The sequence below is a fragment of the Yersinia mollaretii ATCC 43969 genome, assembly GCF_013282725.1.
Lineage (GTDB): Bacteria > Pseudomonadota > Gammaproteobacteria > Enterobacterales > Enterobacteriaceae > Yersinia > Yersinia mollaretii.
This window is the reverse complement of the sequence record NZ_CP054043.1, coordinates 538,546-563,600: the sequence shown is the minus strand read 5'-3', so window position 1 is coordinate 563,600 and position 25,055 is coordinate 538,546. Positions and strand designations below refer to the sequence as shown.

Genomic DNA, 25,055 nt, shown 5'->3' with positions numbered 1-25,055 from the left:
TAGGTCTTGTTTCACCATTGCTGGGTGCTGCCCAGGGAGCAATAGAGACGCTTATCGAGCAATGTGATTCCCGTATTACTCGTGGAGCAGTAGCTGGTAGTGGAAATAAATTGAGCCAATTCTTTCCAGTTCAATCACATCTGGCCGAAGCATCAGCCTTAATTGATGCTGCTAAACTTTTACTACTGCGTGATATATCTTATTGCGAAGAGAAAGTAGCCCGTGGAGATATTATTACCTCCGATGTTCGTATTCGAAATAGACGAGATCACGCATTTTCTGCACGGATGCTAAATAATGCCATTAATATACTTTTTACTCATTCAGGTGGAACGGGCCTATCACTAAATCAACCAATGCAACAAATATGGCGAGATTCAAATGCCATTATTCAACATATCGGTCTGAATTGGGATGCAGTCTCGTCAATGGTGGGTCAACACCTTATTGGAATGGAACCCAATGGGCAGTATTAAACTCTTCACTCTCTTAAATAAACAATGCTATTTCGTTTTAGAGAGCCAAATTTTGCTCTAATGGAGCAATTAAAAGAAGTTTCTTAGCCAGTAATGGTTATAAATTAGTTTTAATTAAGGAGTCATTTTAATGTTGACACAATTTCAGATAAAGAAACTAACTAAAATATTTGCATGTTATGATTTTGATAATAGCGGTTTTTTAGAGAAGTCAGATTTCACCCGTCGTTCCGAACGGCGTTATGAAATAGCAGGTTGGGATCCTGATTCGCCACAAGCTCTAGAGCTAGAGGCACTCAATATGCAGCATTGGCAGGCTTTCAAAGATTATGCTGACACTAATGGAGATAATAAAATCACTCTAAAAGAGTGGCTTACTGTATTTGATGGGCAAATATCTGGAAAACCTGTTTTATTCGAAAGTTTCCCCTTACATCTACAGAATTTCTTTGAGGCAATATTAAAATCCCTTGATGCTGATGGTAGCGGTGATTATTCTTATTTTGAATACTCTCAGCTTTTGAAAAATTTTGGCACATTCGATGATGCAACGGTTAAGTCTCTGTTTGAAAAAATGGATATTAACGGAGACGGTAGTTTTTCTTTGACAGAAATGAAACATGCTATCGCTGAGTTTTATATGAGTAATGACCCGGATGCTCCAGGTAATCTGGTATTTGGCCCATTAGAGTGAATGTAATATTAGTAATGTAGAAGAGTAATATTTCATCTATTATGCTGCCTATGATACTGTGGGCAGTGTTTTAAAATAATTAGAACTTAAATTTTCACTAAGTATTTAGTGTTAATTAGCGCCACACTACTCCCATAAAAACCGATTGAAAATAAAGGTATTATAATCACAGTCTGTTCAATTAAATGCTATGAACTCAATTTAATTAATCAATAAGTAAGGTTATTCGTTGAACAATATTTCCGTTCCTACAATATGTAAACCAGCCATCATTCTGCCAGAATACAGTGTCACTCAAGCTGAAATAATTGAATTTATTAAAGTTCACTTTCCTAATGCCAACGCGTTGCCAAAAGCCATTAAGATGATAAGTAATAATCAAGTCTTAAAAAGAAATTTTATACGGCCACTTAAGGAGATTATTTCTGATTTGGGTTTAGAACAAAGAAACTCTTTATATCTTAAATTTGCACGCCAACTTGCGAAAAAAGCAGCTGTACAAGCCATTAAAAACGCTGAGCTGGAAATAAATGAGATCGATATGGTTATTGCCACATCATGCACAGGCTTTTTGATGCCATCATTAACGACTATGTTGATTAACGATCTCGGTCTTTCTGCCAAAACACGGCAGGTACCCATTTCTCAACTAGGCTGTTCAGCTGGAACTGCTGCGGTCAATCTTGCGGTAGATCACTGCAATGCACACTCTGGAAATAATGTACTCATTGTTAATGTCGAGCTGTGCTCTTTATTATTTCATGCAGAAGATGCCTTGCTATCCTCTCTAATTTCCGCGTCTCTTTTTGGGGATGCGGCAACTGCCAGTGTTGTTCGAGGGAAAGGAGGGAAAGGATTCGCTATTACAGCAACACATTCATTTATGTTGAGGAACACGGAAGATTATATTTATTATGACATAAAAGACGCTGGGTTTTACTTCAGGCTGAATAAAAAAGTGATGTCGTCAATTAAGCTAGTCCTCCCTGAGGTAACACAATTTTTAAAATCAACATATCAGAAAGAAGCAAATGAAATGGATTTTCACGTCTTTCATACTGGTGGGAAACGAATTTTAGATGAACTGGCTAACGGTTTTTCCCTTGAAGAGAAAAGCATAATAAATAGCAGAGAGTCTTTATCAGAAAACGGCAACCTTTCAAGTGCTGCTGTATTTGATGTACTGAATAGGTTTTTTGAAAATGGACGACCATTACCTGGCCAACAAGGATTTATGCTGGCATTTGGCCCCGGTTTTAGTACAGAGATTAGTGCAGGATATTGGGTCTAAACCCAATATTTATCCATATCTATAAAATTAAGCTAATTACATGAAAAACAAAATAATAGCGGTAGAGGAAGCATTTATTACTTCAGATATTGTCACTGAATGGGACAATTACTTAAGCAGAGATAATGTTGAGCCAGGCTTTCGTATGATGGGGAAAACCTACCTAAAAGCGACGCCAAGCACGAAAGAAGTACAAGATAGATTATTGAATATGGGTACGGAAAGAATTGCTGATATGAATTCTGCTGGAATTGATATGCAAATACTCTCTCTATGCTCACCAGGAGTCCAAATTTTTGAACCCACTCTGGGCACAATGCTGGCACACCATGCGAATGATATATTAAGCGATGCAATTAAGGCTTTTCCAACCCGGTTTGCTGGGTTAGCGGCCATTGCCCCTCAGGACCCTAACGCGGCAGTAATAGAATTAGCACGTTGTAAACGTTTAGGTTTGAAAGGTGTCATAATTAATTCTCACACAATGGGGGAATATCTAGATGCAGAAAAGTACTTACCAATATTAGAAAGTTGTGAATCACTGGGATTACCGATTTATCTTCATCCGAGAGAGCCTTCTCCCAGTATGATAGCCCCGTATCTTGACTATGGACTTTATTTTGCTGGATGGGGTTTCGCCGCAGAAACCGGGTTACATGCATTGCGCCTAATAATGAGTGGGATATTTGATAAATTACCCAAGCTTAAAATTATATTAGGGCATTTAGGTGAAGGTTTACCGTTCTGGCTACAGCGCATTGATAATCGCTATAAACTTCAGGTCAGCATTGGTGCTGTTCGTAAAATGAGAAAATTACCTAGCGAATACTTTCGATTACATTTTGTTATTACCACCAGTGGCATGTATTCTGATGCTGCTTTGCAGCTCTGCCTGACTGAACTTGGCGCGGATTCAATTTTATTTGCTGCAGACTATCCACATGAGTCGGCAATGGAAGCCGTGGTATTTATGGATTCAACTCCAATCTCAAATGAGGATAGGGATAAAATTTATTGGAAAAATGCCATGCGAGTTTTTGATCTCTGATTATATGTCATACAAATTTATCTAAATAGCACAGAGTTAAACTGGCGATACTTAGGCAAAAATATTGATCTATCCTAGGTCGATATCAAGCCTAAGCATCAAGAATAACCATATTCCACCTAAAATAAAGAAACGCCCTACATTAAATAGTTAATGGCCCTACAATAAAAATTTAAATTTTAAACGAAATATAAACAAAGTGATTTTTGATGAAATGATGAGAGCATGATGCAGATATAATAAAAACCTTAAAATTAAGCTCACCAGGATAAATTTTCATGTTAAAAACAATATTACAATTTTTTGTTTTATTCACTGTAACTCAAGGTGCTTATGCATCTAAAATAGCATTGGTAAAATTAAGTGATAATCTTTATGTTGTCGAGGACGACTATTATTACAGAGAAAACTCCATGGTTTACATTGGTAAAGACTATATTACCGTTATTGGTGCCACCTGGACACCGGATACAGCTAAAGAATTAGATGCGCAAATCAAAAAAATAAGTAAAAAACCCATCGCTGAAGTTATCAATACCAATTATCATACGGACAGGGCCGGTGGTAATTTATATTGGAAAAGTATTGGTGCTGAATTGATTTCTACCAAAATGACGTATAATTTAATGGAAAAACATTGGCAAGATATTCTTGAGACTACCCGTAAAGGGTACGATGGCTTCCCTGATATTCCCCTTGTTTTGCCGACAAAGACTTTTGATAATAACTTTGAACTACAAAATGGCGAGATAAAAGCTATCTACACAGGTGAATCTCATACTCCTGACGGAATATTTGTTTATTTTCCGAAGGAAAAAACCTTATATGGAAATTGCATAATTAAAGAGAAATTAGGTAATTTGGCCTCTGCTAATATAAAGGAGTACCCTAAGACCTTACAGAAACTTAAAAATTTAAATCTCGATATAAAGACAGTTGTCGGTGGTCATGACTCACCAATACATGGTTCCGAACTTATCGATAGCTATAAAAAACTAATCGAAGCCGCTAATAAGTAATATAAATTTGATATTAAATCCGTGTACATGCACGGATTTAATACTTAGTCTTTATTTGTCGGGTTCTAGCCCACTAAAAAAATCATTATCCTACTTGCTCATACCATGGCGTTATTTTTCGTTGCAATGCGCGCAGCCCTAGCTCTAATCCTGCGGCGACCAAAGCAATCACGATGATACCTGCAATGACTACATCTGTAGCAAGGAACTCACTAGCCGATTGGACCATGAAACCCAAACCTCTGGTCGCGGCGATCAGCTCTGCTGCAACCAGTGTCGACCAGCCGACTCCCAAGCCAATACGAATCCCCGTGAGAATTGCGGGTAGCGCATTGGGGAGCACCACAAAGCGCAACACTTGCCACCGCGTTGCCCCTAGAGCTTGAGCAGCACGGACTTTTACTTGCTCAATACTGCGGACACCTACCACTGTTGCAAGTGTAACCGGTGCAAAAATAGCCAAGTAAATCAATAGAATTTTTGAAGTTTCTCCAATACCAAACCAAATCACCATCAATGGCAAATATGCCAGCGGGGGAATAGGACGATAGATTTCAATCAACGGATCCAGTACGGCCCGCAAACGGCTGTTGATACCCATAGCAATCCCTACAGGAATTCCTATGCTCACAGCGGCAAATAATGCGACCAAAATACGCCCTAAGCTGGCGGACAAATGTTGCCATAACGTTGCATTCATAAAGCCTTGCGGACTGGCAATAACCATCAGCTGATTTAGCACTTGCTGCGGTGAAGGCAGAAACAGAGGATTTATTAGCTCTTGCACTGTTGCTGCCCACCAAATAATCAAAACCGCCAACAACGTAGCACTGCTGATCAATAGATTAAGCGAAATACACCCGTATTTTGTTCGCTCCCCTTTCCCAGCGGCTCTATTTTTCAGACTACAATTCCGTTTCATAATAACCCTTCACGTTGCTCAAAAAATTTGCTGAGAACATATTCACGTTTGCTAATAAATTCTGGATCAGACTTTATGGTGCGGCAGGCTTCGCCACTCGCGTAACGGCGGCCAAAATCAAGCGACAAACTTTCCACTACTTGCCCCGGCCCTGGGGAAAGTAATAGAAGTTTGCTGGCCAGAAAAATAGCTTCTTCAATATCATGGGTAATGAGTAATATCTGTTTACCTGTATCGCGCCAAATTTTTAATAGTAACTCTTGCATCTGTTCGCGGGTGAATGCATCAAGTGCGCCGAACGGTTCATCCAGTAATAACATTCGCGGATTTGCAGCCAAGGCGCGAGCAATACCGACACGCTGACGCATACCTCCGGAAAGTTGCCATATAAAATAGTTTTCGAAATCTGCCAAACCCACCTGTTTTAATATTTTCCGTGAAATCGTGTCGCGTTGTGTTTTATTTATCCCTGCAAGTTGCAGCCCAAATCCCACATTATTTAAAACATTACGCCAGGGTAGCAAACCTTCAGACTGGAAAACGACGCACCGTTCAGCTCCTGGTGATTTGATCCGGACGCCATCGAGAGTAATATCCCCCGCAGAAGGGGTAATAAAACCAGCAATCAAGTTCAGTAGTGTCGTTTTCCCACAGCCAGACGGCCCTAGTACGACGAGCAGTTCTCCATGACTAATTTGCAACGACACGTCATCCAGAACTTTCAGCCCATTGTACTTCGCACTAATATGGTTAACATTCAGCATGCTGCGTCCTTAATTACTTCGGCGTAACCTGAGCCTGTAGCACAAAGCGGTTGGTGACAAAGGCGCTATAATCGCTCTCAACCTGAGATATCTTTCCCTCTTTTTGCAGGAACTTAGCTGTATCTTGGATGTTTTTTTCGACCGGTTTACCTAACTGTATAATCTGCTCTGCCAATGGGAGGTAGCGACTCCCTTTGACCAACCCTGGCACTTGGGCTTCGCTTGCTCCACTCAGTCGCGCCAGTATGCTGATATTGAGTTTATCCTCCAGCCATGCTTCAGGGGCCGCTAAATAGGCTTTCTGTGCTGCTAATGTACTCCTAACAAAAGCGGTTACCACGTCGGGATGACTCTCTGCAAAATCCTTACGTACAACCCAGACATCCAGCGTTGGCGCGCCCCAAAGTCCAACTTGTTCTGAGTCAGTCAAGATTTTTCCGGTCTTGGCGAGTTCATTGACCACTGGGGCCCAGACATAAGCTCCATCAATATCTCCTCGCTGCCATGCTGCTGAAATCGCAGCGGGTTGCATGTTCAGGATCTGAACATCTTGTTGCTCAATCCCCCAATGTTGGAGGGCAGACAATAAACTGTAATGCGGGGTAGAAATGAACGGCACAGCAATTCGTTTACCGATGAGATCTTGGGGAGTATTGATTGATTTTCTCACCACCAACGCTTCGGATGCACCTAACTGCGAGGCAATAAGAAACACTTCAATGGGCAGTTTTTGACTGGCACCAACAGCTAATGGACTGGAGCCAAGATTACCAATTTGTACATCGCCGGAGGCAAGTGCACGTAGCACAGCCGAGCCACTATCGAACTTACGCCAATCCACTGTAGCCCCCGACATTTTGCTAAAGCTGTTTTCCGCCTGGGCAACCTTTGCGGGTTCAGCTTCAGTCTGATACGCGACGATCACATTGACTGCTTGAAGCTCAGTCGTTGTCAGTGCTAAAACGAATATTGCTGAGCATAGAGATATAAAAAAATCGCGACTCATTAACGTCTCCCTAAATAAAATTTTTATTAAAAATAATCAATGGCAACAGTATCATTTTCGTTTAATTATCCATAATCAACATCACATTATCTGTTGACTTAAATACTTATATGGTAATTCTCGCGGAAAAATAGACTTAGATTCATTGTTTTCAATGATGAAAATCAATCCACAATACTCACGTCACCACTATCAAGATTCATAATTACTTGATCTCCAGTTTTTATTCTTTGAGTTGATGACCCTGTGCCGACAATGCAAGGAATGCCATATTCTCTTGCAATAATAGCCGCATGACTTAATACTCCCCCCTCATCGGTTACAATACCAACTGATTTGACAATAACGTCCAAGGCGTTAAATTGTGTCATAGACGTTATAATTATTTTCCCTGGTGTCATCACCGCCTGTCGTGCTTCTTTAAGACTCAGGGCATCATTACAACGTAAAACGACAGCCTCACCCTGTATTGTATTTTTCTCACCTCGACAAGCGACACTTCCGTTCAATTCTGTTGATTTATTGGTATATAATTTATTGTATTCATCGGATGCTAAGTCACCGCATTCTATGCGACTGGCACCATCTGAAAAAATAAAGATCATTTTTTCATGTCTGCTATTTTTTTCTTGCAACGACAACTTCTTCTTATCATTAATTAGACTTGTTATTTCACTCATAAGATAGTACTGATTAATATCCTTGATATCTTCTTCTGTTAACTCACTTACTTTCATAAAGAATGGAATCAAAATATAATCAAAGCTTGCCCAACACTGCTTTATCTCATTTCTAAATTTTTTAATTAACCTATATGTTTTGAAATGATTAGCTGGCAACTTATCAATACAGTCTGGCGGAGTATGAACTGCTATGGGATGCGTTAACTGAGTAAGGTGAGTGTTTTTTTCAATCCGGTCTAATAAAGAATCACAGGCATCATTATAAGTATAATGATTTATCACCAGCCATGGATAATTCTCAAGATGATTCCTTATACTCTTTGCATTGACCATGGATTCTTCATTACATAGCGCTCGAAAATCACGAGATTCGTCAACCAGTGCCTCATGAGAAAGCCATTTATCCAGTTGTTCAATCTCCTGACTATTAAGATAGTAATTGATATCCTCTCCAAACAAGGCAGTAAACTCATTCCCAGTGGAACGATAATGACTCGTTAGTACACCGTACAAATCCATAGCTGTATAGAAAAAATCAGATAGTTCAATACGACTCATTTGTTCAAACTTTAATTTCGCAGTTTGTTCTTTAAAGTTAGAAAATGAGGCTAACAAGTTTTCAAGTATTGACTCTTGAATAAGAATATTACCCTCATCAAAAAAGAATTTTCCTTCCATGATTTGTTTTTTCACGTCTGCATCTGAAAGATAAGCGTGGGTCATTCCCTTTTCGACATACAAAAAAAAGTTACATATGCCATTCCAGGCAATGTCATTCCTATTATTTATTGCCCAGTTTCGCGCATCAGTTCTCCAGCAAGGTTCACAATCTGACCACCATGGGTGATATATCTTTTCATTCGTGACTGCCATCATCGAACTTTTCATTGCTAAGGTCGTTATTGGTCTGGACTGGAAAATATAGATCACACCTTCGTGTACTCCCCATTCTAAATCCAAGCTATCAATAACCATTATTTTTTCAATTTGGGATGCTAAATTAGCAAGGTTTTTCAAAATATTAACACTAATCTGCGCGATACCAGGTTGCGTTAAATATCTTTCTAAAATGTTATGTTCTCTTTTATCAATAACATATCTATCTGGTGTGTCACTGCCTGAAACCAGATTCTCGCAAGAACCTTTAACCACTTCGATAATAATTTTATCTTTATTACCAGATACAGGATCGGCAGAAAAAATAACACCAGAAACATCAGGTATTATGAGTTCCTGAACAATGACGGACATACGTTGAATGGTATTAGGCATTCTATTGTTTAAATAATAAACTGCATTTTCATTAAATATTGAAGCCCAACATGATTTTATTTTCATGGGTAAATCTTCTAAAGTTGCACATACATAACTGTCGTACAAACCTGCCGAAGATTCTCTTTCACCATCTTCAGATACGGCACTGGATCTGACGATAAATCCATTTTTCCCATCCAAAGAGCGAGCATGCTCTACGATTTCATCCAATAAGTCATCGTGTATATCACCCTCCATTATTGTATTTTTAATCTCAAGCAAGCTTGCTACACTGACCTTTCCTTGCATTGTGGCCAATATTGCCATCTCATCCAAATGAGTTGACTTTATAAATGATAAATATTCATCTGCAGTAATAACAAATCCATTCGTAACCTTAATTCCATTTAATCTAAGTATCCCAAGTGATTTTGCTTTTGGGCCAACTTTATCTATTTCTAAATAACCGGCCGATGACAGTGAATAGACACCACTAACTGATTGGCTTTGTGTGTTGGAGGAATTACTCATCGCTAGACTTAATCCTTGATTATTAATATCTTCATACAGTTGTGACCTAACGATTGGTGCTCATCGGCACAATTAAAGGCTAAAAATATGATTTCAATGGGCCTTTTCGGCGTATATCACTGGTCGCACAATGGATACCACCACCAAAAACATAGTGATCTTTAAAATCTACTGGGATAGGCTGAATACCAATACTCCGGAAAAAATCGATAGTTGGCTGTTCAGATGCCTCAACAATCACTCTCTGGGAGTCAAGCATCAAAATATTCATAGAAAGCCAACTACTCGACATATGAAATTCTGCTTTAGCTACTCCTCTAGGTGGATAAAAAATTTCCCAACCGCCTCGTTTGAACATATCAAGGATATCTGGGGATAGGCAGGGACGGTCGGGACAGGAAAGAACTTTCCCCTCACCAATCGGTACCCAAGTGGCATCCATGTGCACCGGACCGGGATCGTGAAATTTTACCCGATGAATACGATATTCAGGCGCTAGGTGACGTTCCACCCATTGGATCCCGAGTTCATTCGTCACTTGGCTACGTTGTGCGAGTATATCCCGGCCAAAACGCGTGAAGTCTGCGGCATCAAAACAAGGTTCTGCTTCGGTTGTAATAAAACGACCAACTAGCGGGCCAACAGTAGCAGGAACCCCGGATTCACCGCGAAACCAAGACATATCATCTTCAGGGTAATCCCAATCGTAAAGTGCGTCAGGCATCCCCGATTTAGGGGCAGCAGTCCATTTCGCACCTTTCTTCCAATATTCCATAATTAATGGACGATAGCGAAGATATTCAAAATAGCGGCAACGCTGCGACATCGGCGCTTCAATAATTTGATCACCTACGACAAGAAGAACATCGCGAACATCTGCATTACAAAATCCAGATGCGGCGAAATACGGTGTTTTTGCAACCATTGAGCCAAAGTCTATTGGACCTGGACGGCGGACCGTTATACCTTCATTTTCTAAAACGTGTTGAAGGTTATCCAGAGCAGTAGCTGCTTTTTGCACCATCTCTGAAGGGTAGGGTTTCCCCGCATTTTTTTGATAAAAATCCCAATATTCCTTTCTAATAAAAGCTTTCATCTCGTGAGTTAGCGCTGGGATAGAAACCCCCTCAATGCTCCCTACGATAACCTCTTCTAATGGATCCCATTCGTTATAACTGCATACAGGAGAGGATTGTGAAATTTCTTTCATCGGGTAGTTCCTTAGCTGAGTAAGTCGGCCTGCTATTATCAAAATACGTCACACTGAAGCAGTGCCAAGGATTATAATTTTGCTATTTACAAGGCTAATAAAATGATGTTTCGGCTAATTTAAGTTATTAACATGGTTAATGACAGTAGGGGGATACATAGGGGGAAGGATATTAATAATTAACACCTTCGTATAAATATAGGCATCCAATCTTGGTATTGTCGATGGGTTTTAATAAATTCAAAAAACACGCCATGGAATAAAACGAAATAGGCTACGTGTTTTTTTATTTATCCTCAATGATAAGTAAATAGTTACGTATAAAAAACTATTATTTCCTAGTAAAAATAGAATCAATACCATTATATTTTCATATTTCTTACGGATTGTTTATTATGGAATTGTCATTAAATGAGGAGCATCAGTGACAGTAAATACTTTCTAATGGTATGAATGAAGCATCATAGGCTCTGTCACATTAAGCCGTCGTTGGTGGCGCATGGACAGAACCTAGAGATGACATCATTAAAATATCTGTGTATTTGCTCAACCTGAACACGGTCAGTTAACGGCTTCAACCTGTTTTTTCGTGCGGTAGTAGAGTAGCACCAGCACAAAAGCGATGACCGTCAAAAAGATCAAGTAAGCACCATAGGTTGGGAGCATCTCGGCAAGAGTCTGCCCTCGCATGGCGAAATCGCGATAAAATCGATATTGCCAAACCAGTGGGAAGGCGTAGCTCATGTAGTAGGCCCATAGGGGCATAAAACCCACCGCCATGGTGGCTCCGCCCATAATAAAGCCCGGCGGCACTAGGAAAGTCATGAGACTAGCACCTTCCCCCGGATTTTGAGTCTTCCAAGACAAAATCAACGCCAGCCAGCCAAAAGCTAGCCCGGTCATGAAGATCGTCGGCACATAGGCAAAATAGTTGCCCTCAAATCGTAGTTGACCAAAAACAACTAATAAGGCGCTCACGAGGGTAATGCCGGTGGTGTAAAAGAGGGCATAGGGAACCATGCGGCACATCAGTGCCAGCGGGCCTCGGTTAAAAATGGCATTGCCCCAAGCCCCGGTGACTTTCAACCTTCCGATGACCATCAGTGTCGCCAGACCATAAAAGAGTGAGGAGAAAAAGTAGACAAAAGCGATGCTGGTCGAGTTAGTCGCGGAGCTGGTCGGGTTAAAAAGATTGCGACTTTTCAGCAACATTGGACTTAACGCCGCTTCTAGCTGCGCCTCGCCAAGTCCTAACGAAGATATACGCGCGGCACCAATCTCAGCTCCCAGCTCGGGGATATATTCATGAAGATTTTGCAGCACTTCGGCATTTTGCGCTGAGTTGCTGTAGTCAGCAAAGTAGCCCAAACGCACTGTGCTATCACCTGTTTTCAGACTCTTTTCAAGCCCTTTTGGGATATAGAGCACGCCAATATTGCGGTCGTGTGAGGTCAATATTTCGGGATTAACCGGGGAGTTTAAAACCTGAGTGATCTCAATATAGGGTGACGTATTGATCTTCTGAATTAACTCGGTTGAATAGTGGGAGGCATCGAGGTCAATCACCGCAATCCTGCCTTCAAAGACTGTCGAGTGAGAAAAGATCAGCGAAAACAATAAGGCGATGACTGCCGCCACGACAATGGCGACCTTGTGGTAGGGCATCACATGCCCTGACATCATGGCTGCAATCTCATCGAACATGGACTTAACGATGTTGTGCATCATCCACCTCGAGTGTCATTCCGGTGATCAATTGCGGTTTTACTTCTGTATAGATTCGGACTTGGTAGGAGGTCAAATCCGCCTGACCACGCTCTCGGGTCATACGCAAATCAGAAAAAGAGGGGGCAGCATTGGCAAAGCGCACCACCCCTTTAACCTGAGTATCAAGTGCTGGCACTTGGGCGGTCACGGCGGTGCCCGGTTGGTAAGCGCTAACCATATTTTCATTGACGTAAATATCAACGTAGCGGTGGTCAGTCTCTAAAAGAACCGCTGGCGCGCCCGTCGGTACGATTTCGCCCGGCTCATACAAGAGTTTTAAGATCTTACCGTCGGCGGGGGCAGTTAGTGTCAGGCGGCTGTGGTTGACCTCAAGTTGTTTAAGCTCGGCTTGAGATTGGGCTAACTGCGCACGCAACTGATCCAGCACATTTTCGCGGTTTTTTATCGACTCGCGCGAGTTGGCGATGGCTTGCAGTGTCATGCCCTGAGCACTCGCTTTTTCCGCGAGGCGCTTCATCTGCTCGGGGGTGGTGCCAATCATGGCCGATGCAAGCTGGCGCTCTGCTTGCACGACAGCCGAATGCGTCTGAGTTAAGGTGCTTCTGGCATTATCCAGCATCGATTGCGAAACACTGCCAGTGTGACTCAACTTAGCCGCCCGGTTGAAGTCAGTGCGGGCAAGCTCTTCACTGGCGCGGGCTGCACTGAGGGTGGCCTGAATTTCCTCAATTTTTCGCCAAGAAGAGAGTTCGGTTAATTTGGTTTCATCGCTCGCAATTCGGGTCGCAGACTCTTCCAGACGAATCGACGCCTCCTGAGAACGGATAACCGCTTTTAGGCGCTCGATGGAGATATTAGTATCCACCTCATCCAGCGCCATGAGGATGTCACCTTTTTGGACCCTTTGAGACTCTTGCACATGGCGGGTGATGAGTTTCCCGCCCACATTTTCAAATGCGACATTGATATTATCGGCGGTCAGTACGCCAGACTTCAGACTTTGGGCCACGGAGACCGCGTCATTTCTTGAGCCAAAATAGATGAGGCTCGATCCGACAAGCAGCAGCACCAAGAACGTCACCGCTATCTTCTTGATGGGTTTTAAGGCGTTTTTTTGTTCTTGGTTCAATTTATTTAGCCGACTAAGTTTATAGTTAAAAAGAGGATTTATCGTGATAAACCCGTGTCTTAGGTGTTCTTTCGCAGCAGTTTTCGCAGCATTGAAATCAGGGATTCGCGCTCTTGGTCATCGAGTACTTCGGCAAAGGAGCGAATAGCGTTGATGTGACCCGGTAGCGCCTCTTTAATGACGCGGTAGCCCGCAGGGCTTAATGCAATTAAGCGAGAGCGCCCATCGGCATGGGTTCGGGTCATGGTGATCAAGGGTTCTGGGACGGAGAGCATACGTTTGACCATGACGGAGACGGTTGCTGGCGCGACACCAATGCGCAATGCCAACTCGCTGGCAGCGGTTTCGCCTTCGCCATAAAGTGACATCAGCAGAATGAATTTCCCTTCAGAAATATCATATTTGTCAGCAAGTTGGGCGTAAATGCTCGAGCGAATTAAATCGGCGGTAGTGATCAGATTCAAAACTAAATCGACACCTGAAACATCGGTGTCGAGATTTTCCTGATTCTGCACGCGGGCCAGCGTCTCGCGGGTTGGCAGCTCTCTTGCTTTATAGTCCATATCGCTCACATTAATTTATTTAGCCGGCTAAATTATAACGATGAAAAAGAAAATTACAATATTTCCAGTAATTGATATTCATCAAATGAATCAACTCGGTACCCAACCTTGGCGAAGGAATCACGATGAAATTTCTGGCAGCGTCTACAGTTAGGGTGTCCATATTAAGTCCGGTGGCTTATCGCACTTAAAATAACTTTACTCATAATACCGGAGATACCCAATGACAATGAAAGTACTCGGTTATGCTGCCAAGTCAGCACAGGTTCCTTTGGCACCATTAGAATTTACTCGCCGCGATCCTCGCCCTGATGATGTCGTGATGGAGGTGCTTTATTGCGGCGTTTGCCATTCTGACCTGCATCAGGCGCGCAACGATTGGGGGTTCAGTACCTATCCGCTGGTGCCCGGTCATGAAGTGGTGGGGCGAGTGACGGCGGTCGGCAAAGAGGTCACCAAATTCAAAGTGGGCGATTTTGCGGGTATTGGCTGCATGGTGGACTCTTGTCGAGTGTGTCAGCCCTGTCAGCAGGGCTTGGAGCAGTATTGCGAAGTTGGCAATGTGCAAACATACAATGGTGTTGACCGCCATGACCATACGCCAACCTTCGGCGGTTATTCTCAAGCCATTGTCGCTTCACAAGATTTTGTGCTGAAAATGCCCGACGGTTTGGATCTGAAGGCTGCCGCGCCCCTGCTGTGCGCGGGTATCACCACGTGGTCACCGCTGCGCCATTGGAAAGTGGGGAAGGGCAGTAAAGTGGCGGTGGTCGGTTTGGGGGGCTTAGGCCATATGGCATTGAAGTTGGCGAATGCGCTGGGGGCTGAAGTGACACTCTTTACCCGTTCAGCAAGCAAAGAGGCGGATGCCCGCCGTCTGGGCGCCCATCACATTGTATTATCGACGGAAGATGCGCAGATGGCGGCCGTGAAAGGGCAGTTCGATCTGATTATTGATACTGTGCCTTACGTGCATGATCTCAACCCTTACATGCCAACACTGAGTGTGGATGGCACACTGGTGCTGGTTGGTTTCTTGGGGGATCTCAGCCCGATGTTGAACACCATGCCATTGATTCTGGCGCGGCGTTCGGTGGCGGGTTCCTGTATTGGCGGCATTAAGGAAACACAGGAGATGCTGGATTTCTGCGCCAAACACGGTATTGCCTCAGATATCGAGATGGTCAACATTCAGGATATCAATGACGCCTACGAGCGCATGCTGAAAAGTGATGTGAAATACCGCTTCGTCATTGATATGGCGTCACTGAAAGCCTAACGCGTTAAAGCCACTTAAGTGCCACTTTAGGGTGGCATTTAAGCTTATTCAGGTGCCAGCCACCTCACTCGGGCAAATCAATCAGCAGCGCCCGCAGTGGCGTTTCTGCTTTAATCACTAAATGCTGCTCTTCTTGTACAAAAGCGCCATCGCCGCAGGTGAGGCGCTGAGCTTCGCTGACTTGTGGGCCTTCCACGGCCACTGTTCCATGAATGGATTGCAGATAGGCTCTGGGGCCGTGCAAATTAATCGTATATTGCTCACCTGCGGCTAAGTCCAGGTGATGAATCCACACTTGCTGGCGCAGCTTCAGACTGTCTTGTTCGCCGTCGGGAGACGCCAGCAGCCGCAGTGGCTGAGTGCATAATGACAGGTGCTGAGCGGCATGACTCTCCTGCTCTGGGCAGGCGTTTAGCCACAACTGAATGCGGGTTAAGGGCTGATCCGCGCTCAGATTGTGCTCGCTATAACTCACGCCGGGCTGGGTGGAGAACAGCAGCACGTCGCCACTCTTGCCGCGAATATGGTTGCCCAGACTATCCCGATACTCCGCCTCACCTTGTAAAATGAGGTTCAGGATATCCACCCGTGGGTAGGTGCGTGGCTGGAATGCCGCTCCGGGGGCCAGCACTTCCTGATTCAGGACGCGCAGCGAAGCATAGCCTAATAATTTTGGATCAAAGTAGTGGCCGAATGAGAAAGTATAGCGGGCCTGAAGCCAACCAAAGTCAGCTTGCCCGCACTGTTTTGCTGTTCTGCATGTAATCATGACAATGATCGCTCCTATACCCGTCATCTTTCAAGTTGCAGGTGTGTTGGCTGCACTCAATAACCCGAATCACTGACTTGAGTCAGCTCATCGGGATTCTTTCGTTTTGCCGCCTTCCTGCACCTTGAAATCTATAGGGTATATAGCTGAGGTCATCTTTCAAGTTGCAGGTGTGTTGGCTGCTTGGCGGTAACACACCAATAAATTTTGGGTATATATTGAAGGTATTAATCGATAAAGACATGGTAAGCGTCTGGACGCCGGATTGTTAGCCAGTTAATCTGGTCGCTATGTTCAAATTTCCTGATTGAGAAAATGATGGCCAAAGATCGGGCTCTAACGTTAGAAGCATTGAGAGTGATGGATGCCATTGATCGTCGTGGTAGTTTTGCAGCGGCGGCCGATGAGTTGGGGCGGGTTCCTTCTGCGCTGAGCTACACCATGCAAAAGCTTGAGGAAGAGCTGGATGTGGTGCTGTTTGACCGCTCTGGGCATCGCACTAAGTTTACCAATGTTGGGCGTATGCTGCTGGATCGCGGACGGGTGCTGCTGGAAGCCGCAGATAAGCTGACCACCGATGCCGAGGCATTGGCTCGCGGTTGGGAAACCCACATTACTATCGTCAGCGAGGCGCTCTCTCCCGCGTGGAAACTGTTCCCGCTGGTGGATAAACTGGCGCTCAAAGCCAATACCCAAGTCTCTATTTTTACTGAAGTATTGGCTGGCGCATGGGAGCGTTTAGAGCAGGGGCGAGCCGATATCGTGATCGCCCCTGATATGCATTTTCGCGCCTCTTCGGAGATTAACAGCCGCAAATTGTACAAAGTGACTAGCGTCTATGTTGCCAGCCCAGATCACCCCATTCATCTGGAACCTGAGCCGCTTTCAGAGCTGACGCGGGTGAAATACCGTGGCGTTGCTGTTGCCGATACTGCCCGTGAACGGCCAGTGTTGACGGTGCAATTGCTGGATAAACAGCAACGGCTGACTGTCAGTACCATCGAGGACAAACGGCGGGCGTTATTGGCGGGTTTGGGGGTGGCGACCATGCCATATGAAATGGTCGAAAAAGATATCGAAGCCGGCCGTTTGCGGGTTGTCGGGCCAGAATATAGCCGTGAGGCGGATATTATTATGGCGTGGCGGCGCGATAGTATGGGGGAGGCTAAGTCGTGGTGTTTGCGGGAGATCCCTAAGCTTTTAGGGCGGGGTTAAACGGCGACTAAAACTACGCCCTATCGAATGACAGGGCGTGGTTAATTAAAAGAGTCTGCTCATGATCACTGTGCTGCTTACCACTTTTTGCCCAGCAGGCGGTCGATACTGAAACCACCTGGGCCTGCGACCGCCAGAACGATGAAACCGCCCGCGATAGTCAAATTTTTCATAAACATCAGTTGGTTAACGCCTTCCGCAAAGTTCGTGTGGAAGATCAAAGCGGTCAGAATGGTGAAACCAGCAATGAACAGCGCAGTGGTACGGGTCAGGAAACCAAACAGGATTGCCAGACCGCCACCAAACTCCAACAAAATCGTCAGTGGCAGGAAGAAGCCGGGGACGCCCATCGCTTGCATGTATTGTTGGGTTCCCGCATAGGCATCCCCCATTTTGCCGTAACCGGCCACAATAAACAGAATTGGCATCAGAATGCGTGCTACCAACAGGCCAGTATCTTGTAATTTGTTCATCGACGACTTCTCCAAAAAGTGGTTTGTATTAATGCCTAGCGTCTGCGGGCGTTAATGGTTAACAAATGATGTTTTGTGTGTGGTCACCTGCTGGTGTTATCCCGCAAGTTCCCTGAGTTGATGAGAGAATGTTAGTGGAGAAGTTGAGAAGTTGTTAGCAAGAAAATCTGTTGGTTTTTATCAAAAAAATTGAAGCGGTCGGTGAGAGACGCTGAAAACGCCCCACGCGGGTGCGGGGTGACGATTCAGCGTAATAAAAAAGTTCGGCGAAACAATTGGATGGTGCCCCATGCACTGACGGCTCTGCGCGACCAACGGATTAACTTGCTGGGGTGACGAACACCGTACAGGGCCAATAAACTGGAGCCAACCATCAAATATTTTCGCATACCAACGATCTGCGCCCAACCACGATCGTAAGGGGCGGTGACTTCAATCCAATGCGCAGCGCAGTTGGCGAGATCCAAGCGTTGCTGCTGGATCTCACGTAACAATGCGGCCTTTTCCTCTGCTAATTGACGGCGGCTCAACGCTCTTTCTCCAATAATTCGCGATCCGTTTCCAGTTGCTTACGGGTAGAACCGAGCAGGGTGGAGCGGCGCGCCTTGGTGAGTGTCCAGATAACACCGATGATCGCCAGAACTAACAGCACTGTTGTGGTGGTTCCCAGCGCCATTAAACGATAGGCAGGGTCAATAGCCCATATGACCAATACCAACAAACTCATCAATCCGAAAGCAGTAAACAGCAGGGTGATCCCCGCCATCATCAGCAACTGAATCAGTGTTGCCTTCTCTTCTTCCAGCTCAATGGCTGCCAGTCGTACACGGGTTTCAACCATGCCAACCACAATGGTGGCAATCCGATGAACAGTATTGAGGACCCCTTTACCGGGGCCCTGAGTTTGAGGTTGTTCTGCCATCATTAGCGGCGAGACAACAGAACGCCTAACACCACGCCAACTGCGGCACCGATACCTACGCCAGTCCAAGGATTATCGTGGACATAAGTGTCCGCTTTATCAGCAATTTCTTTGGTTTGGGCAGCAATTCTATCGCCCGTTTCGCTCAGACGCTCGCGAGTATCTTTCAACGCGCTTTCTGCTTTGGCCCGCAGTTTGTCTAACTCAGCTTTCGGCTTATCGGTCGAAGATTGCAGCACTTCTTCTAATGTATCTGCCAGTGACTTAAGTTCAGCGCGTAAATGTTCAGAGGTTTTATCTTGTGGCATGTAATAGCTCCTTAACATAACTGAGGGGAATACCAAACGTAACGAATTTCTCCGGAGGTTAACAGGTTAATAATCCTAAAATAACCCCGGATAGTTCGCTGTTTTCATCTTGAAAAACGAAGTTGCTATTTCTGTTCCTTAGCTTGTTTTAACTCAGCTTGTGCTTCTGTTAACTTCTTCTGCTGCTTGGCAATTTTGCTAGCATCACCTTTCTGCTGAGCCTCTTTTAACTCTTGCTGACGCTCAGTGACTTTGTGCTGCTTTTGCTGAATTTTTTTCTGCCGATCAGCCTTCAGACTTTCCGCAGTGCAATTATTTTTAACTTCTTTTAATGCGGTTTCAAGCCCTGTTGCGCGGCGAGTATTGCCATGCTGTTTGGCATAATCTATCTGTTGTTGGATTTCTTTGGCTTTTATATCGCATTCATTGTCAACCGCTGCCTGAGCGGTACTCGAAAACACGATGATAGGTAAAACCAACAGGAGAGAATGACGTAATAACGTCGTACGTAACAACATAGTATTGCTTCCTTTTACAGCAAGATTCAAAGTCGAAACAGGTTGCCGTGAATGACTAAGCATAGCGCTGAATGATGTGATACCCAAGTTTACTACAGGTTTTTTTATAGATTAATCAGATATCAGCAGAATAAAGGGGGAATAAAGTGGAGGGAACGGCGGAGATATTACCCCCGCCGTATGAATTACCCTACATTTTGTATGTTATTTCTGAATGCGGGCAATAATCGATGACGTTTTTTTGATTCACTCGAGACGATGACATAGCCACTTGGCAAGATATCCTGTAACACCTCAATGGCTTCTTTCTGCTGCTCAGGGGATTCCAGATTCACCACCAGACTGTCCTTCTCTGGGATAATACTTTTGATGCGGATGCCCCTCTGGTCGAGATGCTGGTACAGATAAAACCCATCGGGCAACGACAACCCCTGCTGATTCGGCCGGATTTTTAACGCACTCTCGGTGCGCATAATAATGGGCGTAAACAGCAGTGCCGCCAGCAACAAGGCGGTCACGGGCAGAATAAGATAATGCCAAACTGGGCGGCCAAAACGGCCCCTGAGCTTGATCACTCTGACTTACCTTTGTCATTGCTATCGTCAATTGGGGCGGCATTCTTCTTGCGCCAAAGCACATATAAAGAACCAAACAAGCCAATCACCAACAGTGCCAGTGGCAGCAACATCAGGAAAAACATCACTTCATCTTCGTATTTAAGGAATACGGGTGTTTTACCGAAAGCAAAGCCCATAGTGGTCAGAATCAATACCCACAGCAAGCCACTCATCCAGTTGAAGAATTGAAAACGGGCATTACTCAGGCCAGAAAGACCGGCAATTGTGGGCAACAAGGTGCGCACGAAGGCCAGAAAACGGCCCACCAGCAGGGCGGATAACCCGTGGCGGTGGAACAAATTATGGGCGCGCTGATGATAATGGGCCGGGAGATGAGAGAGCCAGCCCTGTACCACTTTGGTATTCCCCAGCCATCGACCCTGAATATAGCTGACCCAACAGCCAAGGCTGGCCGCCGTAGTCAATACCACCAGAGTAACTGGGAAGCTCATGGCACCTTTTGAAATCAGTACGCCGACCAGAATCAGCAGACTATCGCCCGGTAAAAATGCTGCCGGAAGCAAACCATTTTCCAGAAAAAGTATCACAAACAGCAGGATATAGATGGCCCACACCAGAGACGGGTTAGCCAGCGTCTCATAGTCCTGTGCCCATAAAGCATGTAAGAGTTCTTTAATGATATCCATCTGGTATTCCTAAAACGTCATTGTTATATATCCTTCGTACTTAAAGCTGCGGGGGTGTTTGTTTGCTGCTTACCTGCAACTGCAATTACTTTGGGTATATCCGTTAGTTTATAAACACGAGTTGCGAAGATATCCGATAATTTTCGTGTTTAAGCGATGGTTTGATAAAGGTATTCAAAACAAACTCATTCGCTGATATCAAGAGGTCAATGTACTGCCTAGAGGTGAATGTACTTCTCGTTGCGACAACTCTGAGGCTATGACAACGAAAAAGCCATCACATCATCATGGTGGTAGGTAAGCATCCCGCTATATTGAATATTACTCTCTTTCCAGCCACCCACACGATTTCGCTGTGTCGATACATGGAATATCCAGTTGGAATAATTCACCAGCGGCAGTGATTGCCGTGGTTGTTTATAGATTTCATCTGCACGGCTGCCGCCTATCATGGCGAGTTTTGTGCCAGCCCAACTGTTATTGGCCAGTGAAGGATTGGTCGAGCCGGTAAATTTGGCGGCCCCCAGTCGATTTTTTATAGCCGTTTTCTTGGCGGGCACACCCACCAGACGCAATTGCGGGTGTATGACACTATTTTGCAGGCTCAGGGAGGATGGCAATGCACTGACGCATAAGGGCGTCACGCTAACAAGAGAGTCGTCAGAATAAGCAGCACTCAGCGCGGATAACGCCATGCCTGATGGGCTGGAATTCGTGTGCGAGGGCATGCCACCGGAGACCGAACCGGCCCAGCCAGACACTGCAATAAATAGAGCAAACAACCAGCGCATATATTTGCGTTTCGCTCCCAAAGCACCCGAATAAAAAAGTGCTGCCACTTTAGCAAAATAGCGGGATATGAAACAGGGAAATATAGATGCTAACTGGGCGTTTATTAATCAATGGTTTAAAAATAAGCGTAACGATGACGTTTGCTGACAGAACTCGACATTTACTGACCCTAAAGCGGCCTATTTATGCCGAGAAGAGAAACAAGAGTGAGAGTTTCTCTTCTCTCGATTTTATTTGCTTCGCTTTGGGTGTTAGCGCCGTTCACCATTGACCACGCCAATGCCTGCCACACCCATTTCTTTGGGGATATCGAGGTGAACCACGGGATTTTCTGTGAATAAATAGCGGTCCACATTAAATTCGAAATCATCGGTCGTCGCGCGGAACAGCATCTGTTTGGTATTTTCCAGATGTTGCCACATGGCGAGTTTGCTGGCGTAGGGATCTTTGCGCATCAAAGCTTCAAGTATCCTGTCGTGATCTTCGCACCAGCTCTCAATCGATTTATCGTCGATATGTTCATGCAGCTTTATCCAGTAGGGATTATGCACCCGCTGGCTCCACATTTTTTCGACAATTGTTGCCATGGCGGTATTTTGGGTCGCCAACGCCACCTGCACATGGAATTTGAGATCCCACTGCGAGTCACGGAAACGATCTTCCTGCCGCGCATGTTTCTGGATCTCGATCAATTGCACGATATCTTGCCGTGTCACCTGCGTGGCGGCGAATTCAGCAATATTACTTTCGATCAGTTGGCGCGCCTGTAACAGCTCAAAAGGGCCAGCAGTGGCGAACTCAATCCCCTGATTGGGCATCACCAAGTGTTTTTGCTTATTCGACATCACATGGATGCCGGAGCCTTTGCGCACTTCGACGTAACCTTCCACTTCCAGCATGATAATCGCTTCACGGACCACGGTTCGGCTGACATTCATCTCTTCGGAAATGTAGCGTTCTGCGGGCAATTTATCACCTACCGGATAAACACCCGCTTCGATTCGCTGCTTTAACTCTGCGGCTAACTGCTGGTACAACCGTCTGGTTTCTGTGAATTCCATGATTAAGGCTCTTGGATCAACTGAGGCCGCAATTTTGCGGCTCATTTTGTCTGGAAGGAATGGTATCTCAAGGGAGAGATAATTGGACTTGTTATACCACTTATCCCTACGGGGTTCTAGTCATTGCTATCACAGTTGTGATGGAAAATGCGCGGGCTATTGGGGCTGATGGGTAATAAAAAGCCCGGCAAATAATAACCGGGCATTTTATTGAGGCGAGAACTTAACTATCGCGAATCAGATCAGTTCTGTCCGGCCGGAGATTGCTGAACGGGGTCGATAGCGGGTTCGGCTGCCGGACGGTTTTGCAGCACGGTCCAGATAACCACTACCGCTAACACGTCAAACACGGCCAAGGCGGCAAACAGTGGGCTGAAGCCCATGGTGTCAGCCAACGCGCCCACTACTAGAGCAAACATGGTACTGGCTGTCCAAGCGGCCATACCGGTCAAGCCGTTAGCGGTTGCCACTTCGTTTCGACCAAAGACGTCAGACGAGAGTGTAATCAGTGCGCCAGACAGTGATTGGTGAGCAAAGCCCCCCACACACAGCAGTGCGATCGCAGCATAAGGGCTAGTGAACAGACCGATAGTCCCCGGTGCAATCATCAACAGGCCACCCATTGTGACCACTAACTTACGGGACACAATCAGGTTAACTTTGAAATGCTTCTGGAACAGTGGTGGCAGGTAGCCACCCAAAATGCAGCCCAAATCGGCAAACAGCATTGGCATCCAAGCAAACATGGCGATCTCTTTCAGGTTAAAGCCATAGGCTTTGAACATGAACAGTGGGATCCACGCGTTGAATGTCCCCCAAGCCGGTTCTGCCAAGAAACGTGGGATCGCAATCCCCCAGAACTGACGGTTACGGATAATCTGCAATGCAGACATCTTTTTAGCGTTAGCGGTGGAGTGCTGTGCTTCCTGACCACTGAGGATGTATTCGCGCTCTTCATCAGTCAGTTTCTTCTGATCTTTCGGGTGTTTGTAGAGAATCAACCAGGCAATCGCCCAAATCAGGCTGAGCACACCGGTGATGATAAAGGCCATCTGCCAGCTATGCATCACGATAGCCCACACCACTAATGGGGGAGCAATCATGCCGCCGATTGAGGAGCCGACGTTGAAGTAGCCTACAGCAATAGAACGCTCTTTTGCCGGGAACCATTCACTACTGGCCTTCAGGCCCGCAGGGATCATAGCAGCCTCTGCCATACCTACCGCACCACGGGCGATCGCTAACCCCCCCCAGCTGCTGGCCAACGCGGTGCTCATACAGAAGATGGCCCACATAATGGCAAACATGGCATAGCCCACTTTGGTGCCCATCACATCCAGAACATAACCGGCGACCGGTTGCATTAAGGTGTAAGCAGCAGAATAAGCGGCGATGATGTAAGAGTATTGCTGTGTTGTGATATGTAACTGCTCTTGCAACGTCGGTGCGGCAACAGCAATCGCGTTACGTGTTAGGTAACCCAATATTGTGCCGACGGTGACCAAAGCGATCATGTACCAGCGTAAGCCTTTAATTTTACGCACCATTTATAACGTTCTCCCAGTCTAAGATTACTGCTATGAATTGCAGCTGTAGCCGCATTTCATGGCGCAATTTGGTCCAACCCGACATTGCTGTGCATGCGGAGGTACCTGACCTTACTTAATTGGTGTTGCAGTGGTGTTTGCAGCCGACCTGCAACCCCATTACTTTGGGTCATGCTTTCTTTATTGAGTTGAGGCTCGAATGTGATTGGTCGCTTCAACTACTTTGGGTATCCCTTCCTATTGAGAGCCGCTGTGCTGTAACTGCTCTCATTCTTGCTTGTCTATTCCCATTTAGGTCAAATCAGCGCCTTTGATTGAACATTGCGGATGAGATGACTGAGGACGACGCAACAATAACTTGTCATACAGATTTAAAAGTTGAGTGATATCACAAAAACCACTTTTCAATTAGGGAATAATAGAACCCGACAGACTTAGTGCCGCAAGGGACTAAATAGACTATAAATGTTGAGTATTTGTTCTTTTTGTTAGCTTTTTGCGATCACTATCGATAAAAAAATGCTGGACGATAGATGGAATTGGTGTGATAACTTCGCGATAACAGGAAGCAGTGCTCGAAGATGTACTC

Annotated in this window: 26 protein-coding genes; 7 read left to right on the top strand and 19 right to left on the bottom strand. The window is 45.1% G+C overall.

Annotated elements, in window-relative coordinates; genetic code table 11:
* The first annotated feature begins 17 nt into the window (after nt 1-17).
* From HRD69_RS20485 to HRD69_RS02455, 5 genes are all read left to right on the top strand, one after another.
* Entirely contained in the window at nt 18-476 is a 459-nt protein-coding gene (locus HRD69_RS20485) for an acyl-CoA dehydrogenase family protein (RefSeq protein WP_204365651.1), read from the top strand.
* A gap of 130 nt (nt 477-606) precedes the next feature.
* Nucleotides 607-1,170, top strand: coding sequence for an EF-hand domain-containing protein (locus HRD69_RS02470; protein WP_004874163.1), 564 nt, complete (start codon nt 607-609; stop codon nt 1,168-1,170).
* Nucleotides 1,171-1,399: 229 nt separating this feature from the next.
* Nucleotides 1,400-2,461 (top strand): type III polyketide synthase, encoded by a 1,062-nt coding sequence (locus HRD69_RS02465; RefSeq protein WP_004874164.1) that lies wholly within the window; start codon nt 1,400-1,402, stop codon nt 2,459-2,461.
* Nucleotides 2,462-2,501: 40 nt separating this feature from the next.
* Complete coding sequence (locus HRD69_RS02460; protein ID WP_004874165.1) at nt 2,502-3,509, top strand: amidohydrolase family protein; 1,008 nt, start codon at nt 2,502-2,504, stop codon at nt 3,507-3,509.
* 278 nt (nt 3,510-3,787) lie between these two features.
* Entirely contained in the window at nt 3,788-4,528 is a 741-nt protein-coding gene (locus tag HRD69_RS02455) for a subclass B2 metallo-beta-lactamase YEM-1 (RefSeq protein ID WP_004874166.1), read from the top strand.
* An 85-nt stretch (nt 4,529-4,613) separates the two neighbouring features.
* Here the strand turns inward: HRD69_RS02455 and tauC are convergent, their stop codons facing one another.
* The 8 genes from tauC to HRD69_RS02415 all read right to left on the bottom strand — a co-directional run bounded on the left by tauC (nt 4,614) and on the right by HRD69_RS02415 (nt 14,318).
* On the bottom strand, nt 4,614-5,450 hold the full coding sequence (tauC, locus tag HRD69_RS02450) for a taurine ABC transporter permease TauC (protein ID WP_032813439.1): 837 nt from the start codon (nt 5,448-5,450) through the stop codon (nt 4,614-4,616).
* On the bottom strand, nt 5,447-6,214 hold the full coding sequence (tauB, locus tag HRD69_RS02445) for a taurine ABC transporter ATP-binding subunit (protein ID WP_004874168.1): 768 nt from the start codon (nt 6,212-6,214) through the stop codon (nt 5,447-5,449). Before tauB ends, tauC begins: the two co-directional genes overlap by 4 nt.
* Nucleotides 6,215-6,227: 13 nt before the next feature.
* Nucleotides 6,228-7,220 (bottom strand): taurine ABC transporter substrate-binding protein, encoded by a 993-nt coding sequence (tauA, locus tag HRD69_RS02440; RefSeq protein ID WP_032813440.1) that lies wholly within the window; start codon nt 7,218-7,220, stop codon nt 6,228-6,230.
* A gap of 164 nt (nt 7,221-7,384) precedes the next feature.
* A complete protein-coding gene (locus tag HRD69_RS02435; protein ID WP_004874170.1) occupies nt 7,385-9,688 on the bottom strand; it encodes a PEP/pyruvate-binding domain-containing protein in 2,304 nt (767 codons plus the stop codon).
* Nucleotides 9,689-9,767: 79 nt separating this feature from the next.
* Nucleotides 9,768-10,898 carry a hypothetical protein gene (locus tag HRD69_RS02430; protein ID WP_004874171.1) on the bottom strand — a complete coding sequence of 377 codons (1,131 nt, stop codon included), beginning with the start codon at nt 10,896-10,898 and terminating at the stop codon, nt 9,768-9,770.
* Nucleotides 10,899-11,459: 561 nt separating this feature from the next.
* Nucleotides 11,460-12,623, bottom strand: a complete 1,164-nt coding sequence (locus HRD69_RS02425) for an ABC transporter permease (RefSeq protein WP_032813475.1) — start codon at nt 12,621-12,623, stop codon at nt 11,460-11,462.
* Nucleotides 12,607-13,695: an HlyD family secretion protein gene (locus HRD69_RS02420; RefSeq protein ID WP_425273784.1), complete on the bottom strand. Its 1,089-nt coding sequence runs from the start codon at nt 13,693-13,695 to the stop codon at nt 12,607-12,609. Before HRD69_RS02420 ends, HRD69_RS02425 begins: the two co-directional genes overlap by 17 nt.
* Nucleotides 13,696-13,814: 119 nt before the next feature.
* Nucleotides 13,815-14,318, bottom strand: a complete 504-nt coding sequence (locus tag HRD69_RS02415) for a MarR family winged helix-turn-helix transcriptional regulator (protein WP_032813442.1) — start codon at nt 14,316-14,318, stop codon at nt 13,815-13,817.
* Nucleotides 14,319-14,541: 223 nt separating this feature from the next.
* Here HRD69_RS02415 and HRD69_RS02410 point away from each other — a divergent pair, with 223 nt between their 5' ends.
* Complete coding sequence (locus HRD69_RS02410) at nt 14,542-15,597, top strand: NAD(P)-dependent alcohol dehydrogenase (RefSeq protein ID WP_032813444.1); 1,056 nt, start codon at nt 14,542-14,544, stop codon at nt 15,595-15,597.
* Nucleotides 15,598-15,661: 64 nt separating this feature from the next.
* Here HRD69_RS02410 and HRD69_RS02405 read toward each other — a convergent pair whose 3' ends face one another.
* Complete coding sequence (locus HRD69_RS02405; protein ID WP_004874176.1) at nt 15,662-16,366, bottom strand: pirin family protein; 705 nt, start codon at nt 16,364-16,366, stop codon at nt 15,662-15,664.
* Nucleotides 16,367-16,684: 318 nt separating this feature from the next.
* On the opposite strand from HRD69_RS02405, the gene HRD69_RS02400 reads away from it, so the two are divergent.
* A complete protein-coding gene (locus tag HRD69_RS02400; RefSeq protein WP_004877882.1) occupies nt 16,685-17,581 on the top strand; it encodes a LysR family transcriptional regulator in 897 nt (298 codons plus the stop codon).
* A 77-nt stretch (nt 17,582-17,658) separates the two neighbouring features.
* Here HRD69_RS02400 and HRD69_RS02395 read toward each other — a convergent pair whose 3' ends face one another.
* From HRD69_RS02395 to HRD69_RS02350, 10 genes are all read right to left on the bottom strand, one after another.
* On the bottom strand, nt 17,659-18,054 hold the full coding sequence (locus tag HRD69_RS02395) for a DoxX family protein (RefSeq protein WP_004877884.1): 396 nt from the start codon (nt 18,052-18,054) through the stop codon (nt 17,659-17,661).
* 245 nt (nt 18,055-18,299) lie between these two features.
* On the bottom strand, nt 18,300-18,584 hold the full coding sequence (locus HRD69_RS02390) for a YqjK-like family protein (RefSeq protein ID WP_032815561.1): 285 nt from the start codon (nt 18,582-18,584) through the stop codon (nt 18,300-18,302).
* Nucleotides 18,581-18,976, bottom strand: a complete 396-nt coding sequence (locus HRD69_RS02385; protein ID WP_032815567.1) for a phage holin family protein — start codon at nt 18,974-18,976, stop codon at nt 18,581-18,583. The genes HRD69_RS02390 and HRD69_RS02385 overlap by 4 nt, the downstream gene beginning before the upstream one ends.
* Nucleotides 18,977-18,978: 2 nt before the next feature.
* Nucleotides 18,979-19,284, bottom strand: a complete 306-nt coding sequence (locus HRD69_RS02380) for an ElaB/YgaM/YqjD family protein (protein ID WP_004714885.1) — start codon at nt 19,282-19,284, stop codon at nt 18,979-18,981.
* Between the two features lie 125 nt (nt 19,285-19,409).
* Nucleotides 19,410-19,802, bottom strand: a complete 393-nt coding sequence (locus HRD69_RS02375; protein WP_032815562.1) for a DUF1090 domain-containing protein — start codon at nt 19,800-19,802, stop codon at nt 19,410-19,412.
* Nucleotides 19,803-19,987: 185 nt separating this feature from the next.
* Nucleotides 19,988-20,377 (bottom strand): EnvZ/OmpR regulon moderator MzrA, encoded by a 390-nt coding sequence (gene mzrA, locus HRD69_RS02370; protein ID WP_032815563.1) that lies wholly within the window; start codon nt 20,375-20,377, stop codon nt 19,988-19,990.
* Nucleotides 20,374-21,066, bottom strand: coding sequence for a DedA family protein (locus HRD69_RS02365; RefSeq protein WP_004877892.1), 693 nt, complete (start codon nt 21,064-21,066; stop codon nt 20,374-20,376). Before HRD69_RS02365 ends, mzrA begins: the two co-directional genes overlap by 4 nt.
* A gap of 257 nt (nt 21,067-21,323) precedes the next feature.
* Nucleotides 21,324-21,857, bottom strand: coding sequence for a hypothetical protein (locus HRD69_RS02360; RefSeq protein ID WP_032815564.1), 534 nt, complete (start codon nt 21,855-21,857; stop codon nt 21,324-21,326).
* Between the two features lie 252 nt (nt 21,858-22,109).
* Nucleotides 22,110-22,919 (bottom strand): transcriptional regulator ExuR, encoded by an 810-nt coding sequence (gene exuR, locus HRD69_RS02355; protein WP_050413233.1) that lies wholly within the window; start codon nt 22,917-22,919, stop codon nt 22,110-22,112.
* A gap of 242 nt (nt 22,920-23,161) precedes the next feature.
* A complete protein-coding gene (locus HRD69_RS02350) occupies nt 23,162-24,466 on the bottom strand; it encodes an MFS transporter (RefSeq protein ID WP_004877898.1) in 1,305 nt (434 codons plus the stop codon).
* Nucleotides 24,467-25,055 lie beyond the last annotated feature (589 nt).

Coding starts and splice junctions, on each gene's coding strand:
- HRD69_RS02380 (WP_004714885.1), bottom strand. CDS start 19,284: ATGCCACAAGATAAAACCTCTGAACATTTACGCGCTGAACTTAAGTCA.
- HRD69_RS02365 (WP_004877892.1), bottom strand. CDS start 21,066: ATGGATATCATTAAAGAACTCTTACATGCTTTATGGGCACAGGACTAT.
- HRD69_RS02435 (WP_004874170.1), bottom strand. CDS start 9,688: ATGAGTAATTCCTCCAACACACAAAGCCAATCAGTTAGTGGTGTCTAT.
- HRD69_RS02350 (WP_004877898.1), bottom strand. CDS start 24,466: ATGGTGCGTAAAATTAAAGGCTTACGCTGGTACATGATCGCTTTGGTC.
- HRD69_RS02385 (WP_032815567.1), bottom strand. CDS start 18,976: ATGGCAGAACAACCTCAAACTCAGGGCCCCGGTAAAGGGGTCCTCAAT.
- HRD69_RS02460 (WP_004874165.1), top strand. CDS start 2,502: ATGAAAAACAAAATAATAGCGGTAGAGGAAGCATTTATTACTTCAGAT.
- HRD69_RS02410 (WP_032813444.1), top strand. CDS start 14,542: ATGACAATGAAAGTACTCGGTTATGCTGCCAAGTCAGCACAGGTTCCT.
- HRD69_RS02470 (WP_004874163.1), top strand. CDS start 607: ATGTTGACACAATTTCAGATAAAGAAACTAACTAAAATATTTGCATGT.
- exuR (WP_050413233.1), bottom strand. CDS start 22,919: ATGGAATTCACAGAAACCAGACGGTTGTACCAGCAGTTAGCCGCAGAG.
- tauB (WP_004874168.1), bottom strand. CDS start 6,214: ATGCTGAATGTTAACCATATTAGTGCGAAGTACAATGGGCTGAAAGTT.
- HRD69_RS02375 (WP_032815562.1), bottom strand. CDS start 19,802: ATGTTGTTACGTACGACGTTATTACGTCATTCTCTCCTGTTGGTTTTA.
- HRD69_RS02360 (WP_032815564.1), bottom strand. CDS start 21,857: ATGCGCTGGTTGTTTGCTCTATTTATTGCAGTGTCTGGCTGGGCCGGT.
- tauA (WP_032813440.1), bottom strand. CDS start 7,220: ATGAGTCGCGATTTTTTTATATCTCTATGCTCAGCAATATTCGTTTTA.
- HRD69_RS02425 (WP_032813475.1), bottom strand. CDS start 12,623: ATGCACAACATCGTTAAGTCCATGTTCGATGAGATTGCAGCCATGATG.
- tauC (WP_032813439.1), bottom strand. CDS start 5,450: ATGAAACGGAATTGTAGTCTGAAAAATAGAGCCGCTGGGAAAGGGGAG.
- HRD69_RS02455 (WP_004874166.1), top strand. CDS start 3,788: ATGTTAAAAACAATATTACAATTTTTTGTTTTATTCACTGTAACTCAA.
- HRD69_RS02405 (WP_004874176.1), bottom strand. CDS start 16,366: ATGATTACATGCAGAACAGCAAAACAGTGCGGGCAAGCTGACTTTGGT.
- HRD69_RS02415 (WP_032813442.1), bottom strand. CDS start 14,318: ATGGACTATAAAGCAAGAGAGCTGCCAACCCGCGAGACGCTGGCCCGC.
- HRD69_RS02430 (WP_004874171.1), bottom strand. CDS start 10,898: ATGAAAGAAATTTCACAATCCTCTCCTGTATGCAGTTATAACGAATGG.
- HRD69_RS02400 (WP_004877882.1), top strand. CDS start 16,685: ATGGCCAAAGATCGGGCTCTAACGTTAGAAGCATTGAGAGTGATGGAT.
- HRD69_RS02395 (WP_004877884.1), bottom strand. CDS start 18,054: ATGAACAAATTACAAGATACTGGCCTGTTGGTAGCACGCATTCTGATG.